The 23687-nt window shown below is 42.4% G+C and carries 21 protein-coding genes, 1 pseudogene and 1 riboswitch; of the genes and pseudogenes, 12 read left to right on the top strand and 10 right to left on the bottom strand.

The features are described from left to right. Positions 1 to 12: 12 nt before the first annotated feature. From BTO10_RS13150 to BTO10_RS13180, 6 genes and pseudogenes are all read left to right on the top strand, one after another. A complete protein-coding gene (locus tag BTO10_RS13150; RefSeq protein WP_105024801.1) occupies positions 13 to 840 on the top strand; it encodes an MBL fold metallo-hydrolase in 828 nt (275 codons plus the stop codon). Positions 841 to 942: 102 nt separating this feature from the next. Continuing rightward, positions 943 to 1779: a DUF3626 domain-containing protein gene (locus BTO10_RS13155; protein WP_105024802.1), complete on the top strand. Its 837-nt coding sequence runs from the start codon at positions 943 to 945 to the stop codon at positions 1777 to 1779. 118 nt (positions 1780 to 1897) lie between these two features. Beyond that, positions 1898 to 2218, top strand: a pseudogene (locus BTO10_RS13160) (hypothetical protein); the annotation flags it as partial. Positions 2219 to 2885: 667 nt separating this feature from the next. Then, positions 2886 to 3335 carry a GNAT family N-acetyltransferase gene (locus tag BTO10_RS13170; protein WP_105024803.1) on the top strand — a complete coding sequence of 150 codons (450 nt, stop codon included), beginning with the start codon at positions 2886 to 2888 and terminating at the stop codon, positions 3333 to 3335. Continuing rightward, positions 3328 to 3702 (top strand): RidA family protein, encoded by a 375-nt coding sequence (locus BTO10_RS13175; protein ID WP_105024804.1) that lies wholly within the window; start codon positions 3328 to 3330, stop codon positions 3700 to 3702. The genes BTO10_RS13170 and BTO10_RS13175 overlap by 8 nt, the downstream gene beginning before the upstream one ends. 135 nt (positions 3703 to 3837) lie before the next feature. Further along, entirely contained in the window at positions 3838 to 4320 is a 483-nt protein-coding gene (locus tag BTO10_RS13180) for a tetratricopeptide repeat protein (RefSeq protein WP_105024805.1), read from the top strand. 97 nt (positions 4321 to 4417) lie between these two features. On the opposite strand, the gene BTO10_RS13185 is transcribed toward BTO10_RS13180, so the two are convergent. Both BTO10_RS13185 and BTO10_RS13190 read right to left on the bottom strand, forming a co-directional pair. Continuing rightward, positions 4418 to 5446: a methionine synthase gene (locus BTO10_RS13185; protein WP_004738368.1), complete on the bottom strand. Its 1029-nt coding sequence runs from the start codon at positions 5444 to 5446 to the stop codon at positions 4418 to 4420. Positions 5447 to 5524: 78 nt separating this feature from the next. Continuing rightward, positions 5525 to 6502, bottom strand: coding sequence for a DUF1852 domain-containing protein (locus BTO10_RS13190; protein WP_105024806.1), 978 nt, complete (start codon positions 6500 to 6502; stop codon positions 5525 to 5527). Positions 6503 to 6820: 318 nt separating this feature from the next. Here BTO10_RS13190 and BTO10_RS13195 point away from each other — a divergent pair, with 318 nt between their 5' ends. The 3 genes from BTO10_RS13195 (at position 6821) to BTO10_RS13205 (ending at position 9402) form a co-directional block, all read left to right on the top strand. Continuing rightward, positions 6821 to 7630 (top strand): sulfite exporter TauE/SafE family protein, encoded by an 810-nt coding sequence (locus tag BTO10_RS13195; protein ID WP_105024807.1) that lies wholly within the window; start codon positions 6821 to 6823, stop codon positions 7628 to 7630. Between the two features lie 196 nt (positions 7631 to 7826). Then, positions 7827 to 8210 (top strand): hypothetical protein, encoded by a 384-nt coding sequence (locus BTO10_RS13200; RefSeq protein WP_105024808.1) that lies wholly within the window; start codon positions 7827 to 7829, stop codon positions 8208 to 8210. A 190-nt stretch (positions 8211 to 8400) separates the two neighbouring features. Beyond that, the gene (locus BTO10_RS13205; RefSeq protein ID WP_105024809.1) at positions 8401 to 9402 is read left to right on the top strand and encodes a metal-dependent hydrolase; all 1002 of its coding nucleotides are present in this window, start codon (positions 8401 to 8403) and stop codon (positions 9400 to 9402) included. A 123-nt stretch (positions 9403 to 9525) separates the two neighbouring features. On the opposite strand, the gene BTO10_RS13210 is transcribed toward BTO10_RS13205, so the two are convergent. Continuing rightward, on the bottom strand, positions 9526 to 10998 hold the full coding sequence (locus BTO10_RS13210; RefSeq protein ID WP_004738361.1) for a carboxypeptidase M32: 1473 nt from the start codon (positions 10996 to 10998) through the stop codon (positions 9526 to 9528). Between the two features lie 295 nt (positions 10999 to 11293). Here BTO10_RS13210 and BTO10_RS13215 point away from each other — a divergent pair, with 295 nt between their 5' ends. Continuing rightward, entirely contained in the window at positions 11294 to 11929 is a 636-nt protein-coding gene (locus BTO10_RS13215) for a LysE family translocator (RefSeq protein ID WP_004738359.1), read from the top strand. A gap of 88 nt (positions 11930 to 12017) precedes the next feature. Here BTO10_RS13215 and BTO10_RS13220 read toward each other — a convergent pair whose 3' ends face one another. From BTO10_RS13220 to BTO10_RS13235, 4 genes are all read right to left on the bottom strand, one after another. Next, on the bottom strand, positions 12018 to 13499 hold the full coding sequence (locus BTO10_RS13220; RefSeq protein ID WP_004738358.1) for an aerolysin family beta-barrel pore-forming toxin: 1482 nt from the start codon (positions 13497 to 13499) through the stop codon (positions 12018 to 12020). Positions 13500 to 14177: 678 nt separating this feature from the next. Continuing rightward, complete coding sequence (locus BTO10_RS13225; protein WP_105024810.1) at positions 14178 to 14639, bottom strand: hypothetical protein; 462 nt, start codon at positions 14637 to 14639, stop codon at positions 14178 to 14180. Further along, complete coding sequence (locus BTO10_RS13230; RefSeq protein WP_105024811.1) at positions 14636 to 15430, bottom strand: winged helix-turn-helix domain-containing protein; 795 nt, start codon at positions 15428 to 15430, stop codon at positions 14636 to 14638. Before BTO10_RS13230 ends, BTO10_RS13225 begins: the two co-directional genes overlap by 4 nt. Positions 15431 to 15755: 325 nt before the next feature. Next, positions 15756 to 17126 carry an alanine/glycine:cation symporter family protein gene (locus BTO10_RS13235; protein ID WP_105024812.1) on the bottom strand — a complete coding sequence of 457 codons (1371 nt, stop codon included), beginning with the start codon at positions 17124 to 17126 and terminating at the stop codon, positions 15756 to 15758. Between the two features lie 129 nt (positions 17127 to 17255). After that, a riboswitch (glycine riboswitch) is annotated at positions 17256 to 17375 on the bottom strand. A gap of 529 nt (positions 17376 to 17904) precedes the next feature. On the opposite strand from BTO10_RS13235, the gene BTO10_RS13240 reads away from it, so the two are divergent. Both BTO10_RS13240 and BTO10_RS13245 read left to right on the top strand, forming a co-directional pair. After that, complete coding sequence (locus BTO10_RS13240; protein ID WP_004738350.1) at positions 17905 to 18639, top strand: hypothetical protein; 735 nt, start codon at positions 17905 to 17907, stop codon at positions 18637 to 18639. 307 nt (positions 18640 to 18946) lie between these two features. Next, positions 18947 to 19132, top strand: a complete 186-nt coding sequence (locus BTO10_RS13245) for a hypothetical protein (RefSeq protein WP_105024813.1) — start codon at positions 18947 to 18949, stop codon at positions 19130 to 19132. An 88-nt stretch (positions 19133 to 19220) separates the two neighbouring features. Here BTO10_RS13245 and BTO10_RS13250 read toward each other — a convergent pair whose 3' ends face one another. The 3 genes from BTO10_RS13250 to BTO10_RS13260 form a co-directional block, all read right to left on the bottom strand. Continuing rightward, positions 19221 to 20762, bottom strand: a complete 1542-nt coding sequence (locus BTO10_RS13250) for an alanine/glycine:cation symporter family protein (protein ID WP_105024814.1) — start codon at positions 20760 to 20762, stop codon at positions 19221 to 19223. 550 nt (positions 20763 to 21312) lie between these two features. Continuing rightward, the gene (locus BTO10_RS13255) at positions 21313 to 22482 is read right to left on the bottom strand and encodes an ABC transporter permease (RefSeq protein WP_105024815.1); all 1170 of its coding nucleotides are present in this window, start codon (positions 22480 to 22482) and stop codon (positions 21313 to 21315) included. Continuing rightward, complete coding sequence (locus tag BTO10_RS13260; protein ID WP_105024816.1) at positions 22479 to 23687, bottom strand: ABC transporter permease; 1209 nt, start codon at positions 23685 to 23687, stop codon at positions 22479 to 22481. The genes BTO10_RS13255 and BTO10_RS13260 overlap by 4 nt, the downstream gene beginning before the upstream one ends.

Here is a 23687-nt window from a genome sequence, read left to right on the forward strand (position 1 = left end):
TTAGGAAGAGAAATGAAAAAGCTATCTATTGGCTTATTTCTACTGGTTTCAAGCAGTGCCATAGCGTCTGAAAACGTTCCGGAAATGTCGATTAAAAACGGCTATGTTGAACCGTTCCAAATGTTCGATAACGTTTATTACGTTGGTGATAGGTGGGTGTCGTCTTATGCGGTAGAGACATCAAAAGGGTTGATTCTTATTGATACACTCGATTTCCCCTATTCGATGTGGATCCCCACCAATTTAGAAAAGCTTGGGTTGCAAGATAAGGCAATCACGCACATTTTAGTGACTCACGGTCATTCTGATCATGCTGGCGGAGCGCATTATCTTCAATCTGAATATGACTCAAAAGTTGTGATGACGCAGAAGGGTTATGAATTAGCCATTTCTCAAGCCAACAAAAGCAGCGGTAAGAATACTTTTTTGCCTCCCGAAGTAGACTTAATTGTGCAAGACAGTAGCAGTCTTATCGTCGGTGAGGACGAGTTTAAGTTTTACCTTACCCCCGGTCATACGGAAGGGGACTATTCAATAGACCTTATGGTGAAAGACAAGGGGGTATCACATCGCGCATTTGTAGTTGGCGGACACAGTATTAATGCACGAGATCCAAAACTAGCGAAGCAGTTTTTCGAGAGTATGGACAGAGTCCGAGAGATCGCTTTGCAGCCTCCTGTTGTGAGTGTTAATTTGTCTAACCATCCACATAAGAATCATTTATTCGTTAATCGTGAGAAACGAAATGTCGATGGTTCGAATAACCCGTTCATTAGCGAAAGCAATTTTTTCCGCTTCCTAGAACAGCAGGAAGCGTTAGCGAAGGAAAAGCTTGACTAATCTAAGGTAAGATGAGTTCTTTCTCAACAGATGTTTATCATAGTCAGATTGAACTTTTTGGCTGTAATTTAATGATTTAATTTTTTGAACACAGGAGATTTCATGGCTGAGAACGCAGTTGAGCAAGCAATCGAAAATATCCGATTGAAATCACAAGGCACGGATTGTTTAACGAGTTGCGCGGTGACGATCAACTTCCACCCTGATCGTTATACGTTCGACAATAAACCTTTGCTCGAAGTAATTGCTGAAGATGGATGTTTGAAGTCTCAATTTGAAACAGGTACCAGTAACGGTGGTATGACGGCTTACCCAGGTGGTGACCGTTGGTTATGGGAAAAGCGAGTGTTCGACGGCGCGTATGATGATGCCCCAAATGGGCTTAGGCCTAAATATGGGGCACTGAACTACCGTAACTATGAGACTGGCGCTGCACCTCGTTTCGGATCTTGTTATTTCCAACTGAAAGCGGAGACCTCGGAACGAACTACGTTCTGCTATCCAGACAGCTTCTTTGAGCCAGAGGATTTCGCTGTTGCTAGCCGTGTGCAGGCATTAGTTGATACAGCATTGTCATCCGATGTTGACTTACTTGATGATTATATTGAGGCGCATGTTCATGGGGTTATCTCTCTGAAAGACGATATTGAATGTCTTGTATTAGACCCAATTTACCGCTCGACGATTATTGAAGAACGCGCGGCGAAACTGGGCGTTCCGATAAAGTGGCACAATGGCTTCGAGCTGAGCATAGAAGAGATGAGTCGCTACCCAGATTATCGTGGCCAGTCGTTTATCGAACTCGCAAAAAAGTTAGCAGTAAACGGAAAGATCAATGCGAGAATACTGGGGCTAGCCGTGACACAGCAAGGTTATGACCAACAAGACGTAAAGAAGGTCTGGCATTACTTGGCTCGGTTTGGTTATCAATCAGAATAAATCTCTAATCGTATCAGTGGGCTCTTCTGAGATTTTAACTACAACGCCCTACATTTAGCGAAAACCCGCATGCAAAATATATTCGGTAGGGTTTTGAAATGAGTAAGATTGCTCGCTTTATCTCTGGTGTGTTGGAGGGTCCAGCAACTCCGAGTCTTTTCCTAAACTTCTTGGTAGTCCTGGTTTTGTGCCATCTACTGACTTTGACGGTGAGTGGTTAGGTCAACGAATTAACACCAATGGCAATAATATGTGTGAGCGAACAACCATTACAGGAATCATCCGTGAAGGTAAAGCCACTTTGAGGCTTACCTACAACGGAACAGCATTAGCGGGTTGGGTTTGTGAAAGCGGCGTATTACGGTTAAATGCCAAACATCGCCAGTGGGACTATCGCTTTTCAGTAACTGGCAGCGGCAACTGGTTTGATGGTCGTTGACAATTAACTAATGGGCCGTGCCAAGGGAGTTGGCTTATAGAAAAGGTCGACGGCAAGTAAGGTTGTGAGAGCAATACGTCGCTTCAAACTAATCAACATAGGGTTCTTTCAGGAGAGATAAGTGATCAGATTAATCGCTGTGTTTATTGTGGCGTTCGGATTGGGCGCATATGCGAGTTTACATGTGCTGACCGATTATGTTGAGAGCATCCAAGACAGTCATAAGGCTGTCTTACAATAAGGATTTGAAACCTATAAATATGCGAACACAGATGATCTTGCTCCATTGATAAAAACATCAAACTGGTTAGCGCGCTACAGCGCTTGTGAATTAGAGGGAGATGAAGGAGACGCTATCGCATTAACCCTCTCTCTTGATGCTGTTTCCTTAGGCATGTTATCGAAACAACCGTCAGAGCTTGACGAGGACACTTTCCAGACTGTTTTGAAAACTCAAAGACAACGAGAAAGCATCAACTCAGTTAGCTGAAGTGCTTACTGCGTATTGTAAGGATAGTCTTAGCTATTTATACAACTGTGAAAAGCTTCCCAATTTGTTAGAAGATAAATGGGAGGCTATGAAGCCGAAATGCACCTAGAAATGAATCGACATGCTTGGCACTTATCAATGTCGCATCTATATATGAACTAGAACAAAGGACACAATATGGACGTAAAATTGGTCAAAGGTTCAGACCCAAAATTCGCAGAGCTGATAACCAAAAAGAATATGGCGTCTTACTACGATACGCGTGGAATCGTTTGGAGTCATGATCAGTTTTTACGCAGCTGGGATGAGCTAGATAACTATGAAGTCTATGTAGACGATATTCGTATTGGCGTTGTCCGCTTTAGTTACACCAGTGAGACAACCTTCCTTCGAGATTTACAGATATTAACCGAGCACCAAGGCAGGGGCTTTGGTTCTAGGTGCTTAGATTTAGTGATTGAACACGCTAACAGTCAGGCGTCGGTTCAGTTAGTGCTGCGCGTGTTCAGTGAGAATCCCGCTATTAAGCTGTATCAATCAAAAGGTTTTAAAAAAATTTCTGAGGTAAAAGGGCTTGTTGAAATGGAATTACCTTTAGCTAAACTACAAGGGAAACGAAATGGTTGAACGTATAAATTATCAAGGCTTACCTTCAATTGCTGGGCCTTATGTTCACGCGACAAAGCACAACGGTACGCTCTATGTTTCTGGTTTGACTGCTTACGGCACAAGTTCACAGGATCAAGGAATTGGTGAGCAGACGAACGAGATACTTAGTCAGATCAAGCAAATACTAGAGCATGAACAGCGAGCAGTCAGTGATCTTATTAAGCTGACGATCTTTATCTGTGATATGTCTGAACTAGGCAGTATTCGAGAATTATTGTTCGATTTTTATGGAGAGTATCTTCCAGCTTGCTCTCTAGTCGAGGTCTCTAAATTGATTCACTCTGATTTAAGAATTGAAATTGAGGCGACTGTAGCGTTGTCATAGCTATTTAAATATAAACGAGAGTCCGTGCTAGCATCGTTTACTTAGTGCACTAATCTGCTTATGCTGCCTAGGTATCTCATTAGGCTTAAATTAGAAGCGCGTGTATCCCAGCCGCAGAGCTATCAGGTATTAAGAATGGAAACAACTATCTCACAAGCCATTGCGCTTCGAAAAGAACAGAAATATCAAGAGTCGCGAGACTTGTTGGCGACACTATTAAGTGATGAAAATCTTGCAGCCAAAGCACACCTACAGATAGCCTGGTCATACGATAATCAAGGCAAGGAACATCAGGCGATTGAGCATTATGTTTTGTCTCTTCAAGGGAAGCTTTCTTCGGTAGAGCGCTTTGACGCATTGTTTGGCTTAGCATGCACTTACCGAAGTCTAGGTCAATATACTGAGGCTTTAAGCTATTTCGAACAAACTATGTCTGAGTACCCTCAATCCCTTGAAGTTCAGCCGTTTTACGCGATGTGTCTGTACAATTTAGGTCGTCACAAAGAGGCGACATCTCTGTTACTTGAGTTATTGGTTTCCACAACCAATAGTGAGGCGATTAAAGAGTACCAACGAGCTATCTCTTTGTACGCAAAAGACTTGGATAAAACTTGGTAAATGAGTTTTCAATCGGCAACTTACTAATCAAAGAAAAAGCCTAAATATCGAGTGACACTTAGGCTGAAGGGTTCGCTTTTATACGTTTTGATCAGCGTTACGCAGAAAGCTCTTTACGCACTATCTCTGCACCAGCGCTGAGTGCATTCAGCTTAGCAGAGGCAATATCGCGAGGTAGGGGAGCCATGCCGCAGTTGGTGCAAGGGTAGAGATTGTCTGCATCAACGTACTTAAGTGTTTCTCTCAGAGTGCTCGCTACTTCTTCTGGTGTTTCAATCGAATCGGTTGCAACATCGATCGCACCGACCATCACTTTCTTACCGCGAACAAGTTCAAGCAGTTCAAGTGGTACATGAGAGTTGTGGCACTCTAGCGAGATAATATCGATATTCGATTGCTGCAGCTTAGGAAATACCTCTTCGTACTGGCGCCATTCGGAGCCTAATGTCTTCTTCCAATCTGTGTTTGCTTTGATTCCGTAGCCATAGCAAATGTGTACTGCGGTTTCGCATTTAAGCCCTTCAATAGCCCTTTCTAAACAAGCGATACCCCAATCATTCACTTCATCGAAAAACACGTTAAAGGCAGGCTCATCGAACTGAATAATGTCTACACCGGCAGCTTCTAGCTCTTTTGCTTCTTCGTTTAGGATTTTGGCAAACTCCCACGCCAGCTTTTCACGACTTTGGTAATGCGCGTCGTAAAGTGTATCTATCATGGTCATTGGCCCCGGCAGAGCCCATTTGATCGGTTGGTCAGTTTGCTGGCGCAGAAACTTAGCATCTTCAACAAATACAGGTTTCTGGCGTGAAACCGGGCCAACGACGGTTGGGACACTGGCATCGTAACGATCGCGGATTTTCACGGTTTCACGCTTTTCGAAGTCGACACCATTAAGGTGCTCAATGAAGGTCGTTACAAAGTGTTGGCGTGTTTGCTCACCGTCGCTGACAATATCAATGCCTGCTTGTTGTTGTTCGTGAAGCGATACACGCAGAGCATCCTGTTTGCCATCCGTTAGTTCGTTGCCTTCCAGTTTCCATGGAGACCAAAGTGTTTCAGGTTGTGCTAGCCAAGATGGTTTAGGCAAGCTGCCTGCTGTTGAAGTCGGTAATAGTGTTTTCATAAATAATTCTGCCTGTCCGTAGGTTGCTAGAAGCGTTTAATTGCTGTCCAAATTGGTTTGAATGTCCCCCAAAGCGCGTTATAGCGCGTAATTGGCAGACCAGTTTTCTAGAACCGATTGGTATGGCTTTATGAAATGTTCTTCTGCGAACTTACCTTGTTCGATAGCCAGCTTACTGCGCTCTTCGCGGTCATACACAATCTGAGTCAGTGAGTGGTCCGAGTTTTTCAAGTTAGGTTGGTAGCGTTTTCCTGCAACAGCGTTTGCGTTATAAATCTCAGGTCGGTAGATCTTTTGGAAAGTGCCCATGGTGCTTATGGTACTGATCAACTCCAAGTTAGAGTAATCATTGAGTAAATCACCAAAGAAATAGAATGCTAATGGAGCAACGCTATTTGGGGGCATGAAATAACGAACTTCTAATCCCATCTTCTTGAAATATTGCTCCGTTAGAGAAGACTCATTCGGCTGATATTCAAACCCCAATACTGGGTGTTGATTTTCGGTACGATGATAGATCTTATTATCCGATACGCTTAAACAAATAACAGGTGGTTTTTTGAAATTCTGTTTATAAGCTTGTGAGTTGACGAAATATTTAAAAAGCTTGCCATGTAACTCACCAAAGTCAGCTGGAATACTGAATTTATCTTGGCCTTTATTATGATCCAAAAGTAAAACGCTGAAATCATAATCTCGGACATAAGAAGAGAAGTTATTACCAATGATCCCTTCAATACGCTCGTTAGATTGGCGGTCAAGAATGTTGGTTTTAAGCACTTCAATCGAAGGGAATGCTTCCCCGTTGCTTTCGATGTCCATGTCAACTGAAATGATTTCTATTTCGACAGAGTAACGGTCACCGTTAGGGTTATCCCAATGAGCTAAGGCATTGAAGCTATTATCAATCATCTGTAAAGCGTTACGTAAGTTCGCTTGGCGGCTTGCACCACGAGCCAAGTTAGCAAAGTTCGTTGTGGTACGCGTACTGTCTGCGGGTGTGTAGTTTTCGTCGAGGCTGATGCTCTTAATCGTAAAATTAAATTCGTTATTCATACTGTTCTGACTTCCCAATTCGTTGTCTGACTTACTCTCGGTCTTTTATATCACTGCTTTATTTTCGCTTGTAACCGTATTAAGAGTGTTGGCTATTTCGTTTAATAATTTGTACTAAGTTATCCGCTTAGTATTTTTATACTTGGACAGAGCTGTGATTAACAATGGTATTACTTCACAATCAACATGAGGAATATTCATGATCTATCTGTTTGAAAATGAAAGCTGGTGTCAGTTATATTAATTATCTTCATGGAAATATAACCACAATTATATCGGGTTATTTAAGATGGTTTATTCAATTAAAAGAGGGATGAAATGAGTGATTTGCTGTTGTTGATTTTTTACTGCGCGTTATTAGGTAGTGGTGTTGGTTTTCTTGCCGGGTTGTTAGGTATTGGTGGGGGGCTGATCATTGTGCCTGTGCTAAGCAGCATTTTACTGTATCTAGATGTTTTACCATCTGACCAAGTGGTTGTTGCTGCAATTGCGACTTCCTTGGCCTCGATTCTATTTACTTCAACTTCTTCTGCACTTGCTCACCATAAGAATGGAAATGTGCCCTGGAATATTGCGCCTTGGATTATGCTCGGCGTAGCACTTGGTGCTTTGGTGAGTGGCTTTATGGCGGCTTTGTTGCCGGAAAAAGTCGTGCGTATTGTGTTTGCAGTCAGTGTGGTGCTTATCGCAGTTAAGATGTTCTTAAGCAGCAAAAGCGATGCACCTTCAGAGCGAAAGCTGCCGAATAAGGGGGTTTTAACGGTTCTGACAACCATTACTGGTGGCTTGTCTGCAATGATAGGGATTGGGGGAGGTGCGCTATTAGTGCCACTACTAACGTTCTTTTCAGTTGATATGAAAAAGGCGATTGGCTGTGCGTCTGCATGTGGTATTGTCATCGCGCTATTCGGCTCTATCGGTTACATCACCTCGGGCAGCAGCCACTTTGCACTAAGTGATGGCTTTGCAGGTTTTGTCTATTTGCCTGCGTTGTTAGGTATCGTGTGTACGTCTTGGTTCACCGCTCCTTTGGGGGCAAAAGCGACAAACCGTTTACCCGTTCCAACGATTAAGAAGATCTTCTCTGTATTGTTGGTGATTATTGCGGTTAGCATGGTCACTCGTTAGTGCCAGACAGTTCATGCTTATCCGGTTGATGACTTGATTAGACATTTAGGTGTGAAATACCATGTAAATGTCTAATTGCGACCGAGTCCTCCAATAACATGATCTCCTCCTTTTAATGCATCATTACTCATAATAAAATCATCCTGTTTTATAAATATCTCAAATGTGCTCAAACACTGACCCAAAGGAATTTATAATGGTACGGGAAATCTCATTTAAAAGTAATGGGCCACAATGGAGTGTTGTTTTATCAATGACTGTAACCTATACGATCGTATCTTTGATGATCAGCTACTTTTATCAAACTGAATTACAGCTTTTTCCTTTCATCACCTCAACTACTCTCATGACTGCGTTTTACATGTTTGCCTCAAGGCTCACGAAAAGCCATTTGTCTTTAGATGATGGAATCGTGTATTTGCATGCTATTGAGGCGAATCTAACGGTTAAAAAGTCTTTGTTTGGTCATTCTTTTATTGAAGTGAAATCCTTGACCGAAAAAGGTTACCACAAGGTGAATATTCGCAAAGGGCAGGTTGAGCTATCTGATTGGGATCTGTTGTTGAGTAAGGCGACATAATTACTTTGATTAGATATCAGTCGTAAGAATTTAATAGGAGCAGCCATCAGGCTGCTCTTTTTGTTTGCCAGTCTACATTTATACGATTATGTCTATGAGTATGTTGATAAAATCTTGTTGTTTAACCTGATTCGCTGCTATAGCTAAATGTACATATTCAGATTAAGGGAATGCTAAAAGTGAGTGATTTATGGATCCGTTAACACAGGGTGTGCTAGGCGCTTCTTTGTCGCAATCGGCGAGTAAAAAGCAACACTTGGTGGTCGTTGGGGCTTTAGGTTTGCTCTCTGGAATGGCGCCAGATTTGGATGCGCTTATTCGCTCCGATAGTGATCCATTGTTGGCCTTGGAGTTTCATCGACAGTTTACCCATTCGCTCCTGTTTATCCCCATTGGCAGTTTGATTTGCGCTCTGGTTTTGTATCCTCTCTTCGCAAAAGGGGGGGGGCTCTCTTTTAAACAAAGTTGGTTATACTGCGCATTGGGCTATGGCACACATGCATTGTTAGATTCCTGCACAACTTACGGTACTCAACTGCTTTGGCCGCTGACTAATGAGCGGTTTGCTTGGAATACTATTTCGATTATCGACCCTGTCTACACTATTCCTATCTTAATATTGTTGGTGTTGGCGACATGGAAACGAACTCCATGGCTAGCCCGCGCTGCGTTTGCTTGGGCACTAATTTATCCAACGTTGGGGATGATACAACGTGATAGAGCAGAAGCGATAGGATGGCTATTAGCACAAGAACGCCGACATACGCCTATCCGCTTAGAGGCCAAGCCGAGTTTTGCAAATATCTTAGTGTGGAAAGTCGTGTACGAAACAGAATCTCGATACTACGTAGATGCTGTTCGAGTCGGGACTTCTGTTAAAACCTATCCGGGGGATTCAATTCCTAAACTGAATGTGAGTCAGGACTTCCCATGGCTCGACCCTAATTCACAGCAAGCAAAAGATATTGAGCGTTTCCGCTGGTTTTCGAATGGTTTTATCTCAAAAGATCCAAATGATGCGCTTCGGGTTATTGATGTTCGTTACTCGATCGTACCTAACCAACTAAAAGCATTGTGGAGCATTAAATTATCGAAATCTGCACACGCTGAAGAACACGTTTTGTATGAGACGCACAGAGATAATACACCGGTGTCGAGAAAGATCTTTTTCGATATGTTGAAAGGCAAGTAATGTAGGTAAAGCTCAGAATCTATAGGATATTATAGAGCCCACTTTACTATGAAAAAGGCTGAGTCAGTAACTTGCTCAGCCTTTTCATTTATTGTTCTATACAGCCTTTGTTAATTGGCTCGATTAAAGGTAACGACTTCTCAAATGATCTTTGAAGTATTGCGCATTCAAGGTTTCACCCGTTGCACCTTTTACCAAATCATTGGTAGTGAGTAGGCTGCCTTTACTCCAAATATTCGACTCTAACCAAGTGAAAATAGGGGATAGGTCGCCGCTTTCAATTACTGAGTTCACATCGACTGTCTTCTTCATTGAAGCCATGAACTGAGCCGCGTACATTGCACCTAATGTGTAAGATGGGAAGTAGCCGAATGCGCCATCTGTCCAGTGGATATCTTGCATACAGCCGTTGGTGAAGTTGCCTTCCGTACTCAAACCCAGGTAAGACTGCATCTTGCTGTTCCATAATTCAGGTACATCAGTGTGCTTGATTTTTCCATTGATCAGGTCACGTTCGATTTCGTAGCGTAAGATAACGTGTGCAGGGTAGGTTAGCTCATCAGCATCGACACGAATGAAGTCTTTCTTCACACGAGTGTAGATCTTCTGGAAGTTATCTTTCTCAAATTCAGAACCAGAGAATTGCTGTCCCGCTAGGTTTGCCAAGTGCCCAATGAATGGGTCGCTGCGGCCAACTTGCATCTCGAAGAACAAAGACTGAGATTCATGAATACCCATAGAGCGCGCTTGACCAGCAGGTTGGCCTGCTAGGTGTTTTGGTAAGCCTTGTTCATAACGCGCGTGTCCGGTTTCATGGACGATACCCATTAAGCTCTGTACGAATTCAGCTTCATCGTAGCGAGTTGTGATACGCACATCTGAAGGCACACCACCACAGAATGGGTGAACACTTTCATCTAATCGGCCGTGATTGAAGTCAAATTGAAGTAACTTCATGACTTCTAAGCCTAGTGCTTTTTGCTTTTCAGCGGCGTAAAAGCCGTTAGGAGCATTAAATTGCTCGCTCGATTGCTTTTCAATGACCTCATCAATGAGACCTGGGAGCCAAGTTTTCACATCCGCAAACAAGATGTCTAATGATGCTGAGCTAGTACCTGGTTCGTAGATATCTAGCATTGCATCGTAAGGCGATAGATTAGCTGCATCAGCACGAATTTGAGCCTCTTCTCGAGATAACTCTACCACTTCACGCCAGTTTTTTTCGAAGCCAGCCCAGTCGTTGTTTCCACGTTGACTACGCCATGCATGTTCACATTTTGAACCGGCTAACGACTTAGCTTCAACCAGTTTCTCAGGAAGTAGGTTCGCTTGCTGCCATTGACGTTTGATTTCACGAAGCGATGATTGTTGTTCATTATTCAGGTCTTCGTTTTCAGCGTCAGAGATCCAATCGGCCAGCTGTGGCTGAGTCATTAATCCATGAATATGAACAGAAAGTTCTGCCATCGCTTCGCTACGCGCTTGGTTACCACCTGCTGGCATCATTGACGCTTGGTCCCAACCACAAATTGAAGCTAGATGTTGAAAACGTGAACATTTTTGAGAGTGTTCGACTAGTTTTTTGAATGCGCTCATTTGACTACTCTTAATTTGGTTTCGTTGAATGCCCCTTAGCACCGAAGATCGAAAAGGTTCATTTCTCATGTACTTTATTACGGCTTCGCTTTGACTAATGCTGTACTTCTTTGTCGAAGATATAGCAGTAATAGTATCAAGCGATACGATGGCTCGAGTTTACTATTTCTTAACAAATTAAACTGTACCATTGTGCACAAAATCAGTGACTTGTATAGCTGGTGGTAATTGTTGCTTGCGAATTGCGCAGATAAACGGTATTGATGATAGATCGCTGAATAAAGATGATAATGATATGGATATTTTGAACTTTGAGGCATTTCTGATTGCCATCACTATTTTAACGTTAACGCCTGGCTTGGATACAGCATTGGTGATTCGTAATACCAGTCGCGCAGGCCTCGCTGATGGATGCATGACGAGCTTTGGTATCTGTGCTGGGTTATATGTACACGCCTTTTTCTCTGCAGTCGGTATTTCTGCGATTCTTGCTCAATCGGCAGAGCTATTTCAAGCCGTGAAAATAGTGGGTGCCGTTTACTTAATCTGGCTTGGTTTAAGTAGCTTACGTGCATTGATGAAAAACGGTGGTGGGTTGAAAGTAGGCGAGCAAACTCAACAAGCCTACAGTGCCAAACGATCGCTACGAGAAGGCTTTTTATCTAACGTTTTGAATCCAAAGACCGCAGTCTTCTATTTGGCGTTTTTACCTCAATTTGTTAATCCTGAAGGCTCGCCGTTACTGCAGTCTATGCTAATGGCTTCGGTTCATTTTATCATCGCTATGCTTTGGCAGTGCGGTTTGGCTGGCGCGTTAAATTCAGCTAAAAATCTACTAAAAAACGCAAGCTTTATGAAGTGGATGGAAGGCGTAACCGGTATGGTATTGGTGGGGTTAGGCGTTAAACTTCTGATGGAAAAGCCAGCTTAGTTTCTCGCTCCTTATGAACAAAAGAAAGCCCACGCTAGGTTCTTGTTACCAAATAGCGTGGGCTTTGCCGTGTATGTAGATGACAATATTAGTCAGCTAGACGAACATTGAACTCAGCACCTTCAAAGCCTAAGTCACTCAGTTCTTGAGCATCAAAGTTGGTGGTTACATGAATGTCACCAAGATGTTCAGTGGTCTGGCTTTCGCCTTCAATGCTGCTTCGTGCGCTTAGACCATCTTTACTGATTGGTTTAGCTTGGCCAATTTCGATTGTACCAGCGTATTGAGACTCTGCGTAAAAGTCACCAGATACGTAAGAGTGGAATGGACGTAAGCTACCACCAGTTGCCCATTGCATGTTGGATAGGCCAGCTTCTTTAATCGCCCAGCCCCAGTCCCACCATTTTGTCTCGCCTGGAATGTAGCGGTGGTCCCACTGGTAACGAATGTCAGCAGATTTGTCGCTTGCTCTGCCCATTGTGAATGTGTGAGACTTATATGGTCGGTTAGTTGGATGAGTGTTCCATGCATTACCGCTATAACGAAGGAAGCCATAGAATTCAACATCGTAAGCAATATCAGCATTGAACTGGTAAGGATACGAGATAGTTGAACGGTACAGCTCAACTTTAACTGGCATTTCAGAGTGAGGAGGAACCATTGGACGAGCTTGAAGTGTCACCTGCTCGCTTGAAGAACCACCATTCGTGTTTGAGAAGCTTTGGTTCGCTTCAAACTTAATAGTGAGCTTGGTATCGCCAACTAAAGGCCACTTGAACTCATTCTCAGTGGAAACGCTTTCTGAAAAGCCGTAGCTGTTTGTTTTTGACCAGTTTGTCGACTCATCGAATTTCAAGTCAACGACAATTTGCTGAGCAATATCGCTGTCGTTTCTAGCGGTTGCGTGAACTACTTTTATGAGCTCACGCTCTGATTCAGTCACCTCACCGTGCGAGAAGTTGTCGTCGTTAACAGTGTAGGTAAAGTTATCAACGATGATTTGTGTTTTTTCGCCACAACGGTAACCATTACAAGGACCGTTGTTGTTCCCTTGAATAATCCAGCGATCGCCAGAGCGATTTATGACCATATCTTCGCCAACGTAGTCGCTATTATTACCACCAACCCAGGAATAGCCAAGGTTATGTGCTAAGTAACTTAGCGGGCGGATAAAGTCTTGGCGATCAGTAACTAAGCCATACTCAACATCAATTTCATCGCCTTCTGGTACTGCTTTTGCTGAGTAGTTTGGAATTTCTGATTGATCGTTATTTGGGTAACAGAAGGTTTTATCATTTGGAAGATCCTGTTTAATCAAACCATGATAACCTGAACCCATAATAACCCAGTTGCCTTTCAGGCCAACAATATCCCAAGTGCCCATTTGCTGTAGAAGTGAACTTTTGTGCTCCTCAGCCTCATAGCGATCTAAAGGGCGATAACCTGAACGACAGACATCTTCACCTTTTTGGTCACGTACGATTTGGTCTGGGTATATTTTCGCGTTTACTCCGGTCGATAATACAGACAACACTGCTGCTGCCAAGATACTTTTATTTTTACTGATCACAAACAATCCCCTCATTTTCATTTTCATTTTTATATTGGTAACGCTGTTTATGTCTTGCTTATGCAGGACCATTTCACTTTTTCATACTGATAAAAGTAACGATACTGAAAATGATTGAATATTTTTTATCATTCTAATCAGCTGTTTATATTGATTTTTTTGTTTTTTGATGAAAACTTGATGCAACAAAGATAGATTTTCTCGGCGTGCTTCATAGTGAATTTAGAAAAATGAAACTTTTTTAGAGGGCGATGCTCGATAATATGGTTTTGACGTTGAAAATGCTTGTTTGGTTTTCCTTGGATTACCAAGTAATTACTGTTGTTGGCAATGTCAGGTTGGGATGTGAGATGAGAATTAACGATCAGCTCTATTCAATCAACTATTATTTTCTAAAATATTGCTTGTGAATAGTACTACATCGTACCTATGAGGTTTATTTGGAACTAATAATGAGATCTTACTTCAATTGTTTTGTTAGTTCTAATTATGAAGTGACGATATATAGAATAGATAAGGCCAGATAAGTTGTGTTTCAATGATGAGAATTATTAGTATGAAGAATGATAACTAAGGTAAATAATAGATAACAGGAAAGAGATGGATTTCGAACTGAGTCGAAATCCATCTTAGAGAATATAACTTTGAAGAAAGCTTATTAATCGTAAAGGAAGGAATTTAGCGTTTAGCTAGCAGCTGGGTACGACCTGTATTACAACTGCGAATAATGGCAAATGCTTCATTAGCGCTCAAAATATCAATATTCAACGTTAGTGGATCATTGTTCAACAAAAGGTATGGCGATAACAAATTATCGTTCATGGCCTCGTTTATTTTCTGTACCGACAGTAGGTCTATAGTGCCAGCAATCGCAAAATTGAATGATGTAGAGTACCCCGCATTTCCTTGAAAGCGAAGAACGATAGGGTTTGGTATTTTATCGTCTTGAATGGATACGATATGGAGAACCTTGTTGTTCCTAATTTTTGTGAATCCATCGCTTCGCAATACGTTATCTTCAGCGAGTAAATCAATCATACTATGTTGGTAACTGTGATCTTCAAGTTTGTGAGAATCAGGAATGCTCCATACGCTGGCAAACAAGATTAGTGCGGAGAAGACGGCAATAAATGGCATCATAATGACCCCCTTTCTAGGAATAGCTCGATCTCTTTACTGGCTTTGTCCAGTTGTGATGGGTTGTAAAAAATATTCACTGATTTACGAGTTACTTTATTGAGTATCGCAAGTTCAGAATAACCAGGTTCTTCGCTGATATAAGCAATACAGTCACATTGATACTTGTTAAGAATCCTTTTCAACTCTGGGGTTAGCGTCATTTGAGGGTCTTGAAATATCTGTAGTTGACCTATCCAATACTCAGTCAGACGATCAGATGGTTTGACTTCATGGAGACTCTTATCGTGAAATTTACTGAATGCAAGCACGATTGATGCTGCAACCAGGGCGGCAGCGATGGAATAGCATGCGAAGTTCTTATAACACGCAATTTTGCGATATATTGGAAGTATTTGTGTTTCACTTTGCTCTTCGCCTGAGGGCTTTTTCAACTCGTTGTCAGCTTGCGTTGCAGTGGTATCTTCAGGTTCAGTGATGCTAGTACCATCCCCAGTCGATTCGATGCAAATGCAATGGTCGATGAGTCGGTAACCTACCTTTGGAACTGTCACTATTGGTGAGTCTTTAGTACCTAACTTGACGAACTTTTGGCGCAGCAAACTGATACTTTTTGCAAGAGATGTATCTCCTATGAACTCGCTACCCCAAGCGTAGTTAATAATGTCCACCTTACTCACAATATCAGGTGCGTGTTTAAGTAGTAGTTCTAAAACACGGCTCTCTCTGTATCCAATCTTAATAGAACGATCGTCGTTATAAATACGGTTTGTTATAGGGTCAAATTTGATCATATAGCCAACGTTTTATTTTTATTATAATTATCTCAACAATGTAAGCGACTATAAACTGACTTATATATGAATAAAAGCCACATGTTGCTTTTTCTTGAATTTTTTTGGTTTCTTGAAAATACATAATATTTAATAATTATTAAATATAAGTAATAGCTAATTAAGCTTTCGTTTTATTAGTGCAAATCACTATTTAAAGGTCTTATAATATTCGGGAGTAATTGTTTTAAGTAATCTTTTAGTTAATTAATTTTTTTTTTACTTAGGTAATAAAAAGCCCACATTTGATTGTGGGCTTTGGCTTTTATTTTGCAATTTATCTCGACTAGGCTTTTACAGTTTTATAATCACTAGAAGAAGATAATGGTTTGAAAAACAGCTTAGTTTCCTCGATAACGACGTGACGTAGTAAGATAAGACCGATTAGATTTGGAATCGCCATCAATCCGTTAACGATATCTGCCATTATCCAGATCATGTCGAGCTTCAAGAATGCACCAGAAGCCACCAACGCAATGAAGATAATCTTGTAAGGTAGGACTGCTTTAGTACCTAGCAAGAAAACAACACAGCGCTCGCCGTAGTAGTTCCAACCTAAAATCGTAGTAAACGCAAAGAAGATTAGACCAACAGAAACCAGCATAGGGCCGAGCTTGTCTGCATTCAGACCAATAGCAAATGCATGAGTGGTCATTGCAGCACCAGACAAGTCAGTCTGCCAAGCACCGGTTAAGATAAGCGCCAAACCTGTCATCGTACAAATAATGATGGTGTCGAAGAAGGTACCTGTCATAGAGACCAGACCTTGCTTCACACATGAATCTGTTTTTGCAGCCGCCGCAGCCATGGGTGCGCTACCTAGACCAGATTCATTAGAGAATACACCACGAGCAATACCAGATTGGATTGCCAGCATGATACTCGCACCAAAGAAGCCACCGGTTGCCGCTGTATTAGTGAACGCAGAGGTAATCACAAGAGTAACGGCATTCAGCAGTTGATCTGCATTTGAAACTAGAACGCTTAAACATGCGACGATGTACATAACCGCCATAGTTGGAACCACTTTTCCAGCCACTTTAGCGATAGATTGAATACCACCAAGGGTTACCACTGCCACCAATATCGTTAGAATAACAGCAGACATCTCACGTGAAGCGCCAAATGAGATTTCAGTTGCGTCTAAGATCGCGTTTACTTGTGGAAAGGTACCGATACCAAAGCAAGCAACGCCTAAAGCGAATACAGCGAACATTACCGCCAAGATTTTTGAGCCTACTCCGTATTGCAGGTAGTACATGGGGCCGCCAACCATTTCACCATTGCTATCAGTTCTACGGTATTTTACGGCTAGTAGACATTCAGCGTATTTAGTCGCCATGCCAAATAACGCGGCTAGCCACATCCAAAATAGGGCACCAGGGCCGCCAATCTTGATCGCGGTCGCTACACCAACAATGTTACCTGTACCAATAGTTGCTGAAAGCGCGGTACACAAAGCTGCAAAACTTGATACGTCACCCGTACCGGATTTGTCTTTGCTGAACACCATTTTTAGCGCGGTTGGGAGGTGTCTAAACTGGAGTAAGCCTAAGCGAAAAGTAAAGTAGATACCTGTACCCACTAGCAGAATAAGCAGTGGTGGTCCCCAAACGAATTGGTTGATGGTTTGTAGTGTAGCTTGTAGGTGGTTCATAGATTCCCCTTAATAAATTAAAAATTTAAGGAGAAGAGGGAAGGCAGTGCAGATCGCAGGGATCGGTAGCACCACTTAATACATACGGATTTCTAGATAGAATTCTTTTGTTAATTAAGGCTTGTTGCTTTCCACTCCTCTGTCCTTTTGCCTGAGAGTTTCACTTAGCGAATCACTGTTAGATAAGTGATGGGCACTAAGCTTGCTCCTTCGGCGACCGATTGAACGGTTCTCTCCAGAGGTTCCTCCAACGACAGTCCTCACTTTTCTGGATTTCTCCAGCATAAAGCACCTGAAAGATTTACTTCTTCGGCGGGTCAATCTAACCAAATGTTAATATTTAGTTAAAAACCACTCTCCTGCAGTCTTCATTGGAACAATTACCTTACTTATCAGGTAATCTGTAGGCGTATCCTAGATCATATAAATTGTGATGTCAGCTACAAAATATCTGTTTGAGCAAATGTTGTTCAACTAAATGATCAAACAACGCGACTCTGACGTAACTTGCTTATTTAAATGGTATAAAATAGAGAAACAAGGAGGAGTTATGACTCGACTAATAGCGATTGTTTTTTTATTGGCGTTGGCATTTGTACTGTTTCGTTATAGGACAAACGAAAAAGTACAAAAATGGGTGGTGATAGTTATCGTTAGTAGCTTCCTTTTGTATACTGCTAACCTAATGATTTCGGAATTAACTCGTTAGCACTGTTTGATATAACTTAATTATTCAGTGACCGCGTAACGTTTAACATATTTTTGGGAGTACCCGCTAGTGAACCAGCAACCTGGACAAAGCGAACAAGATGAAGTGGTTGTTATTGAAGAACGCGATAAGCGCAGTCAGCTCTATATCGGTATCGCTGCCGTTATTGGTTTGGCTCTTGGTGGCTTGATTGGTTCTACAGTGACAGCTTCCAAGTGGGAATCCACTTATCAGGTACTCGAAGCTCGTTATCAAGAATTGAGTGAAAGCAAAACACAGTTGATGTCTTCTGTTGAAGCGAAAGTGGCGGAAGTTGATACTGAAATTGATGCTAAGGTTGAAGCGGCTTTGGCCGAGCAAGCAGAAGCGCATCAAAAAGAACTTCAAGATCTTGCCAAACAATCTGCCGTGTTAGAGAAAGCAAATTACTCACTAGAGCAGCAGTTAAACGAGCAGAAACAGACATTAGATAAAACAGAGCAAGATAACCAGAAGCTAAACCGTCAGGCAGATATGCAGTCGACTTTGTTTGAGCGTTCTCGCGAGCTTTTCCGCAAAGAATTACAGATTTCTCAAGAACTAGAAAAGCTTGAGAAAGAAAGAGATACCATTGAGCAGAACCTAGGATCATTGAAGAAAGCGTGTGATGTTTTCTTAGATGGTACGTCTTGGGACGCGAAGTCTGACGCTTGTGAAAAGCAAGATAACGCGAATTCTCGTCTTAGCGACATCAGACAAATGATTGAGGTTCACACCATGGATCTTGAGCAAATCAAAGCCCTAACTGAAGAGATGGGTTTGTAGGTTAAACGCTAAGTCATCACTCTTTAATCTTTAGTTTTAAACACCCACATCATGCAAATGGTGTGGGTGTTTTTGGTTTGTGCTAAGTGGTGAGAAGAATGTGTCTCTTTACTAAGAATGCTTGCATCGATTGCTCCGCCATTTGTGATTGGTGCTTGTAGTTAACAGGTTTATGCAAGTAGTTTGGAATTTGGCGACTTTGCGCGCATATTTATAGACGTTGTAAGCCTCATAGTGGTTCAATTCTAGGATGAACACGCGGCCTGTTGTTCTTTGGTCAGGTCATTACGATGGGGAGGGATAGACCATGAAAGAATATCAGTGTGAGAATTGCACCGTAGCTTATTGCTTTGATGACTGTAACTCGTCATTAGCGCAACGAGATATGGTTGGTGTGGAAGAGGCGGTTGAACGTATACAAGTATGCCAAGATCCTGAGCAGCGTGAACAGGAAAATTTAGGGACAAAAAATCCCTACAAGCGAAGCTGGTAGGGATTTTCATTAAGCTATTGTCCTGTTCTCGCTTTCTCAAGCAAAGGGTATTACCAAAGTTTTTAGAACAGTGTTAATTAGCGAGTGATTACTTTTCATAGGTTTTGATTTCACCTGATTTCACACGAGCAACGAACGATTGAAGTTCTTTCTTAACTACAGGCATCAAGAAGTAAAGACCTAGGATGTTAAAGATAGACATTGCAAAGATAGCTGCATCAGAGAAGTCGATTACCGCACCAAATTGGATTGTTGCGCCAATTACAACGAACACACAGAACATCACTTTGAAAACCAGTTCCGTAGCCTTTCCTTCACCGAATAGGTAAGTCCATGCTTTAAGACCGTAGTACGACCAAGAAATCATAGTAGAAAATGCAAACATGATAACGGCTAGTGCTAATGTGTATTTGAAGAAACCTGCAGTTTCAGTGAACGATGCCGCAGTTAGAGTTACACCTGTTAGACCTGAACCATCAAATGGACCTGTGTTCAAGCCAGCGATAGTGATAACCAATGCAGTCATAGTACAAATGATTACTGTATCAACGAACGGTTCTAGCAGTGACACTAGGCCTTCAGTGATTGGCTCTTTTGTTTTTACTGCTGAGTGAGCAATAGCCGCAGAACCGACACCCGCTTCGTTCGAGAAGGTAGCACGTTTCAAACCTTGAATTAATGCACCAATGAAACCACCAACGACGCCTTCACCAGTAAATGCACCTGTAAAGATTGCGCTGAACGCAGGGCCAACTTGATCTAGGTTAGAACCGATCACAACCACAGCCATACCGATATATAGTGCAGCCATCCAAGGAACTACTTTTTCCGTTACTGATGCGATAGAAGGCATACCACCAACAATCACAGAGAAAACAAGAGCCGCTAGTACAAGACCAGTGATAACACCGTACTCACTTGGGATATCAAACGCATACGTTAGCATTGCGTGAGCTTGGTTAGCTTGGAACATGTTACCGCCACCCAGTGAACCTAAGATACACATGAGTGCGAAACCGATAGCCAGTACTTTACCCAGTCCGCCTAAACCTCTTTCACTAAGGCCTTGGCTGAGGTAGTACATAGGACCACCCGAAACAACGCCTGAAGGCAAGATAGTTCGGTATTTAACACCTAAAGTACACTCACAGAACTTAGAAGCCATCCCTAGAAGGCCACACAAAATCATCCAGAATGTTGCACCAGGACCACCGATCGCAAGGGCTGCACCAACTCCGGCAATATTACCTAGGCCCACGGTTCCTGATAGAGCAGTGGTGAGTGCTTGAAAGTGAGAAACCTCACCATCTTCTTTCGATTTAGGGTCGGTGTACTTACCTTTAATGATATCGATAGCCATACCGACACGTTTAAATTGAACGAAACCAAAATAAACCGTGAAGACCATAGCTGCGAGTAATAGCCAGCCTACAATGATAGGGAAATTAGCTTCACCCACCGGTACACTTTTAAATATTAATCCAACGAACCATCCTGTGTATTCGTTGAAAAATCCATCAACACTTTGACTCAAATTGCTAATAGCTTGATTAAATGATCCTTCTTCTGCAAATGCACTGGAACTAAACAATAATATAAACCCAAAAAATAATTCTCTTATGTTTTTCATGGTTTTCCCTGTCTTTTTATTAAATTATGTTTGTTTCTGTTGTGTTTGTTTTATATTTCAATAGCTTAGTTATCTCTTCGGTAGCGACAAAATGCTCTGTAGCCAAGTCGAAATGCGAAATAAATATAACTATTAATCACGTTTTATATGGATATCCTTTCGGCACGTGCACCATTAAGACTATGATATTCGGCTTACCACGTCTTATTGATAACCCTATACATAAAACGAATGGCGTCAAAGAAATTTTTACAATAAATTTACAATTATTCGTGTTTTGTCGTCTTTTGGGAATAAGTCGATGATTTTTGAGTTGGAAAAAGCATATAAAAGAGCAAGGCTCACAGCATGAATGGTCTCATGTAGGCTCTGTAACTATGTTTGAAATGGCTTTTGATAAACCTGAGCTGTGATGTTGTTGTCTAAGTAGACTAAATCAGGAAACGTGGGTTGGCGGTTACTGGTCGTAAGAACTTAGGGCAGTTTTAAGTCTGAGGGTAATAAAAAAGCCCTATATTAGGGCTTTTGAGTTTTTGATGAGTTAATCGGTTCAACAGCTATGGTCGGTAGCATGATTAACGACGCTTTTGCTCGACTTGTGGTAGAGCTTGAGTGCCAATAACGATCCCCATAGAGCGACTTGCCCCCATAACAGCGTCCATTGAGGTGCCACCTCTTGCCACGAAGCGCCCATTTGGTTTAAAGCTAAGAACCCTTGAATCGCTGGTGTACTTGGGAACAGTTGTGATAACAGTACCAGCCATTCTGGCATCATCTCAATAGGCCAAATAAAGCCAGAGGAGAAAATGAGTGGCATTGAACTGATCAGTACAACTACGGTCACGAGTTCTCTTCTTGGTACTAACTCTCCGATAAAAATCCCGATTAAACAGCTAGCCAATAAGAAGGGCAGTAACAAGGTTAAAATCTGTGAGATAGCGGCGAGCAAGTTTATGCCGTACATCGAAAAGCTGGCGCCGAAGTAGTACATCGATAACAAATAGTAGATGCCCACTAAGGTGCAACATCGAGCAAGGATAAGTTTTGCTGGAGAGGTTTTACTCCAGTAACCGAACGTAGACTGGGCGTTTTGTGTCGCACCAACCAACCCGGATGCCATGGCTAGAGTTTGCTGAAGGATCAACACAAAAACAGCCGGAACAACGTAATCGATATATCCCATACGACTATTGAAAGTAGGTTTTAGATTCAAGCTAAATGCACTATAACCCTTGGCTGCGGATTCTAAAGGCACGCCTTCAATTAAGAGGTGGCTGACCTTTACTTGTGCCGCTAGCGTGCCGCCAGCCTTCGCAAGCCCTTCAACTATAGTGCCGTAAACCAAGAAGTAAGACGCATCACCTGCATAAGAGAGCGTTGGACTTTTTCCTAAAAGTAGGTCTTTGTAGAAGTCTTCAGGAATGACGATGAACCCACCTATTTCTTGGTTAAGCACAGCCTGTTTCGCGTCAGCGATAGTGGAATCACGGCGAACCAAATCAATTTGAGAGGTCGCGTCAACCATTCGCTCCAAGTGGTAGCTACTTTGGCTCTTGTCTAGGTTCACGACTGATGCCTTCAATTGTTGAGGTACTTGATTGGCGTAGGGGAGCGGGTACAAAAATGAGTAAAAGACCACGCCACCAAATACCGTCAGTAATACAACAGGGTTGCAAAGAACCGCCAGTAATTCTTGTTTCAGCAATTGAGTAAAGCTCATTGATTTACTCCTTGATGTTCTGCTTGTGTCGACTGTGCTGCTTGCGCTAAGTGCTTTTTAATCAACAAGATCACTATAAAAGCAGGAATAACATACCAAAACATTGAAGTGAGGTTCATCAGCGATTGCGCAGCGCTCACACCGTAACTAGACTGAGCCGTTTGTACTTCAATGTAATGGCTAACAGGCAGTAGGCTTCTCCAAACTTGGGCAGCCGTATTCATGTCTGTGACAGGGAAGGTGATTCCCATAAAGGCAAAACTTGGTGCCGTAAATGCGCCAGCAAAACTCATTGCTCTTGCTGGATCAAGCGTCAAGAAGAAGAACAAGCAACCCATAATGATACAACTAATAACCGTCAGTAACTGTGCGATGGTTAATGCCATAAAGCTGCCGTTAAATGGCCACTCTAAAAGGCGATAAAACCAAAAACTAAAGGCAATACCGAACCCCAAAAACAGCACAACGTAAGGGGTTAGTGTCGATGCGAGTGCTTTAACAGGAGAGTGAGATAGCCATGCTTGAAGCCCACGCGCGCGTACATTTGCAGTCAGTATCAAAATTGTTCCCACTACAATCATGATCTGCCATAAAGCAGGAATTACGGCAGATACCAAGAACTGAGCGTAACTGGTGTTCTTGTTAAACAATGGCGTGATTTGGCTTTGTACGGTGACAGCTTGCCCCAATGCAGATTGTACCGTGGTGTCACCATGTGAAAGCTGTCTAATCACTTCGAGTTGAGCGTTGAACGTGCCCTGAGCTTGCAGTAGAGCCGAGTTCACTAGTTTACCAATCAATATAAACTGGCTGTTGTAGAACACGGATACCTGCGGGTTTAGCCCAAGGTAAAGATCTCGGTCAAAGTGTCTAGGTATAACAACATAGCCGTAGATATCACGTTCAATCATGGCTTTAGCTGCTTCACTTGCGGAGCTGTATTTCTGAGTGACCTGCAGGGTAGGTGAGGCATCGACTAAGCGAGTAAACTGCTGTGAAATTTGGCTGTGTTCTAGGTCAACCACAGCAACAGGTAAGTCACGGGCGATGCCTTGTGAGAAGATCAGCCAGATACTTGCAGTAAGCAGCAAGGGTATCCAAGTTAAGCACGACAGCAGCCACTTGTCTTTACGTACAATAGCCCACTGTCTAAGCAAATTGCTTTTCGCTTTGTGATGTTCTGGTAAGTGAGAATTAGCAGACAT

The sequence above is a fragment of the Vibrio chagasii genome, from assembly GCF_002954585.1.
Classification (GTDB): domain Bacteria; phylum Pseudomonadota; class Gammaproteobacteria; order Enterobacterales; family Vibrionaceae; genus Vibrio; species Vibrio chagasii_A.

What these genes read in the sequence shown, in the direction of transcription:
- BTO10_RS13245 (WP_105024813.1), top strand. Translation starts at nt 18,947, where the DNA reads ATGAAAGAATATCAGTGTGAGAATTGCACCGTAGCTTATTGCTTTGAT.
- BTO10_RS13185 (WP_004738368.1), bottom strand. Translation starts at nt 5,446, where the DNA reads ATGAAAACACTATTACCGACTTCAACAGCAGGCAGCTTGCCTAAACCA.
- BTO10_RS13205 (WP_105024809.1), top strand. Translation starts at nt 8,401, where the DNA reads ATGGATCCGTTAACACAGGGTGTGCTAGGCGCTTCTTTGTCGCAATCG.
- BTO10_RS13250 (WP_105024814.1), bottom strand. Translation starts at nt 20,762, where the DNA reads ATGAAAAACATAAGAGAATTATTTTTTGGGTTTATATTATTGTTTAGT.
- BTO10_RS13175 (WP_105024804.1), top strand. Translation starts at nt 3,328, where the DNA reads ATGGTTGAACGTATAAATTATCAAGGCTTACCTTCAATTGCTGGGCCT.
- BTO10_RS13190 (WP_105024806.1), bottom strand. Translation starts at nt 6,502, where the DNA reads ATGAATAACGAATTTAATTTTACGATTAAGAGCATCAGCCTCGACGAA.
- BTO10_RS13225 (WP_105024810.1), bottom strand. Translation starts at nt 14,639, where the DNA reads ATGATGCCATTTATTGCCGTCTTCTCCGCACTAATCTTGTTTGCCAGC.
- BTO10_RS13215 (WP_004738359.1), top strand. Translation starts at nt 11,294, where the DNA reads ATGGATATTTTGAACTTTGAGGCATTTCTGATTGCCATCACTATTTTA.
- BTO10_RS13200 (WP_105024808.1), top strand. Translation starts at nt 7,827, where the DNA reads ATGGTACGGGAAATCTCATTTAAAAGTAATGGGCCACAATGGAGTGTT.
- BTO10_RS13235 (WP_105024812.1), bottom strand. Translation starts at nt 17,126, where the DNA reads ATGAACCACCTACAAGCTACACTACAAACCATCAACCAATTCGTTTGG.
- BTO10_RS13155 (WP_105024802.1), top strand. Translation starts at nt 943, where the DNA reads ATGGCTGAGAACGCAGTTGAGCAAGCAATCGAAAATATCCGATTGAAA.
- BTO10_RS13195 (WP_105024807.1), top strand. Translation starts at nt 6,821, where the DNA reads ATGAGTGATTTGCTGTTGTTGATTTTTTACTGCGCGTTATTAGGTAGT.
- BTO10_RS13150 (WP_105024801.1), top strand. Translation starts at nt 13, where the DNA reads ATGAAAAAGCTATCTATTGGCTTATTTCTACTGGTTTCAAGCAGTGCC.
- BTO10_RS13230 (WP_105024811.1), bottom strand. Translation starts at nt 15,430, where the DNA reads ATGATCAAATTTGACCCTATAACAAACCGTATTTATAACGACGATCGT.
- BTO10_RS13260 (WP_105024816.1), bottom strand. Translation starts at nt 23,687, where the DNA reads ATGTCTGCTAATTCTCACTTACCAGAACATCACAAAGCGAAAAGCAAT.
- BTO10_RS13170 (WP_105024803.1), top strand. Translation starts at nt 2,886, where the DNA reads ATGGACGTAAAATTGGTCAAAGGTTCAGACCCAAAATTCGCAGAGCTG.
- BTO10_RS13255 (WP_105024815.1), bottom strand. Translation starts at nt 22,482, where the DNA reads ATGAGCTTTACTCAATTGCTGAAACAAGAATTACTGGCGGTTCTTTGC.
- BTO10_RS13210 (WP_004738361.1), bottom strand. Translation starts at nt 10,998, where the DNA reads ATGAGCGCATTCAAAAAACTAGTCGAACACTCTCAAAAATGTTCACGT.
- BTO10_RS13180 (WP_105024805.1), top strand. Translation starts at nt 3,838, where the DNA reads ATGGAAACAACTATCTCACAAGCCATTGCGCTTCGAAAAGAACAGAAA.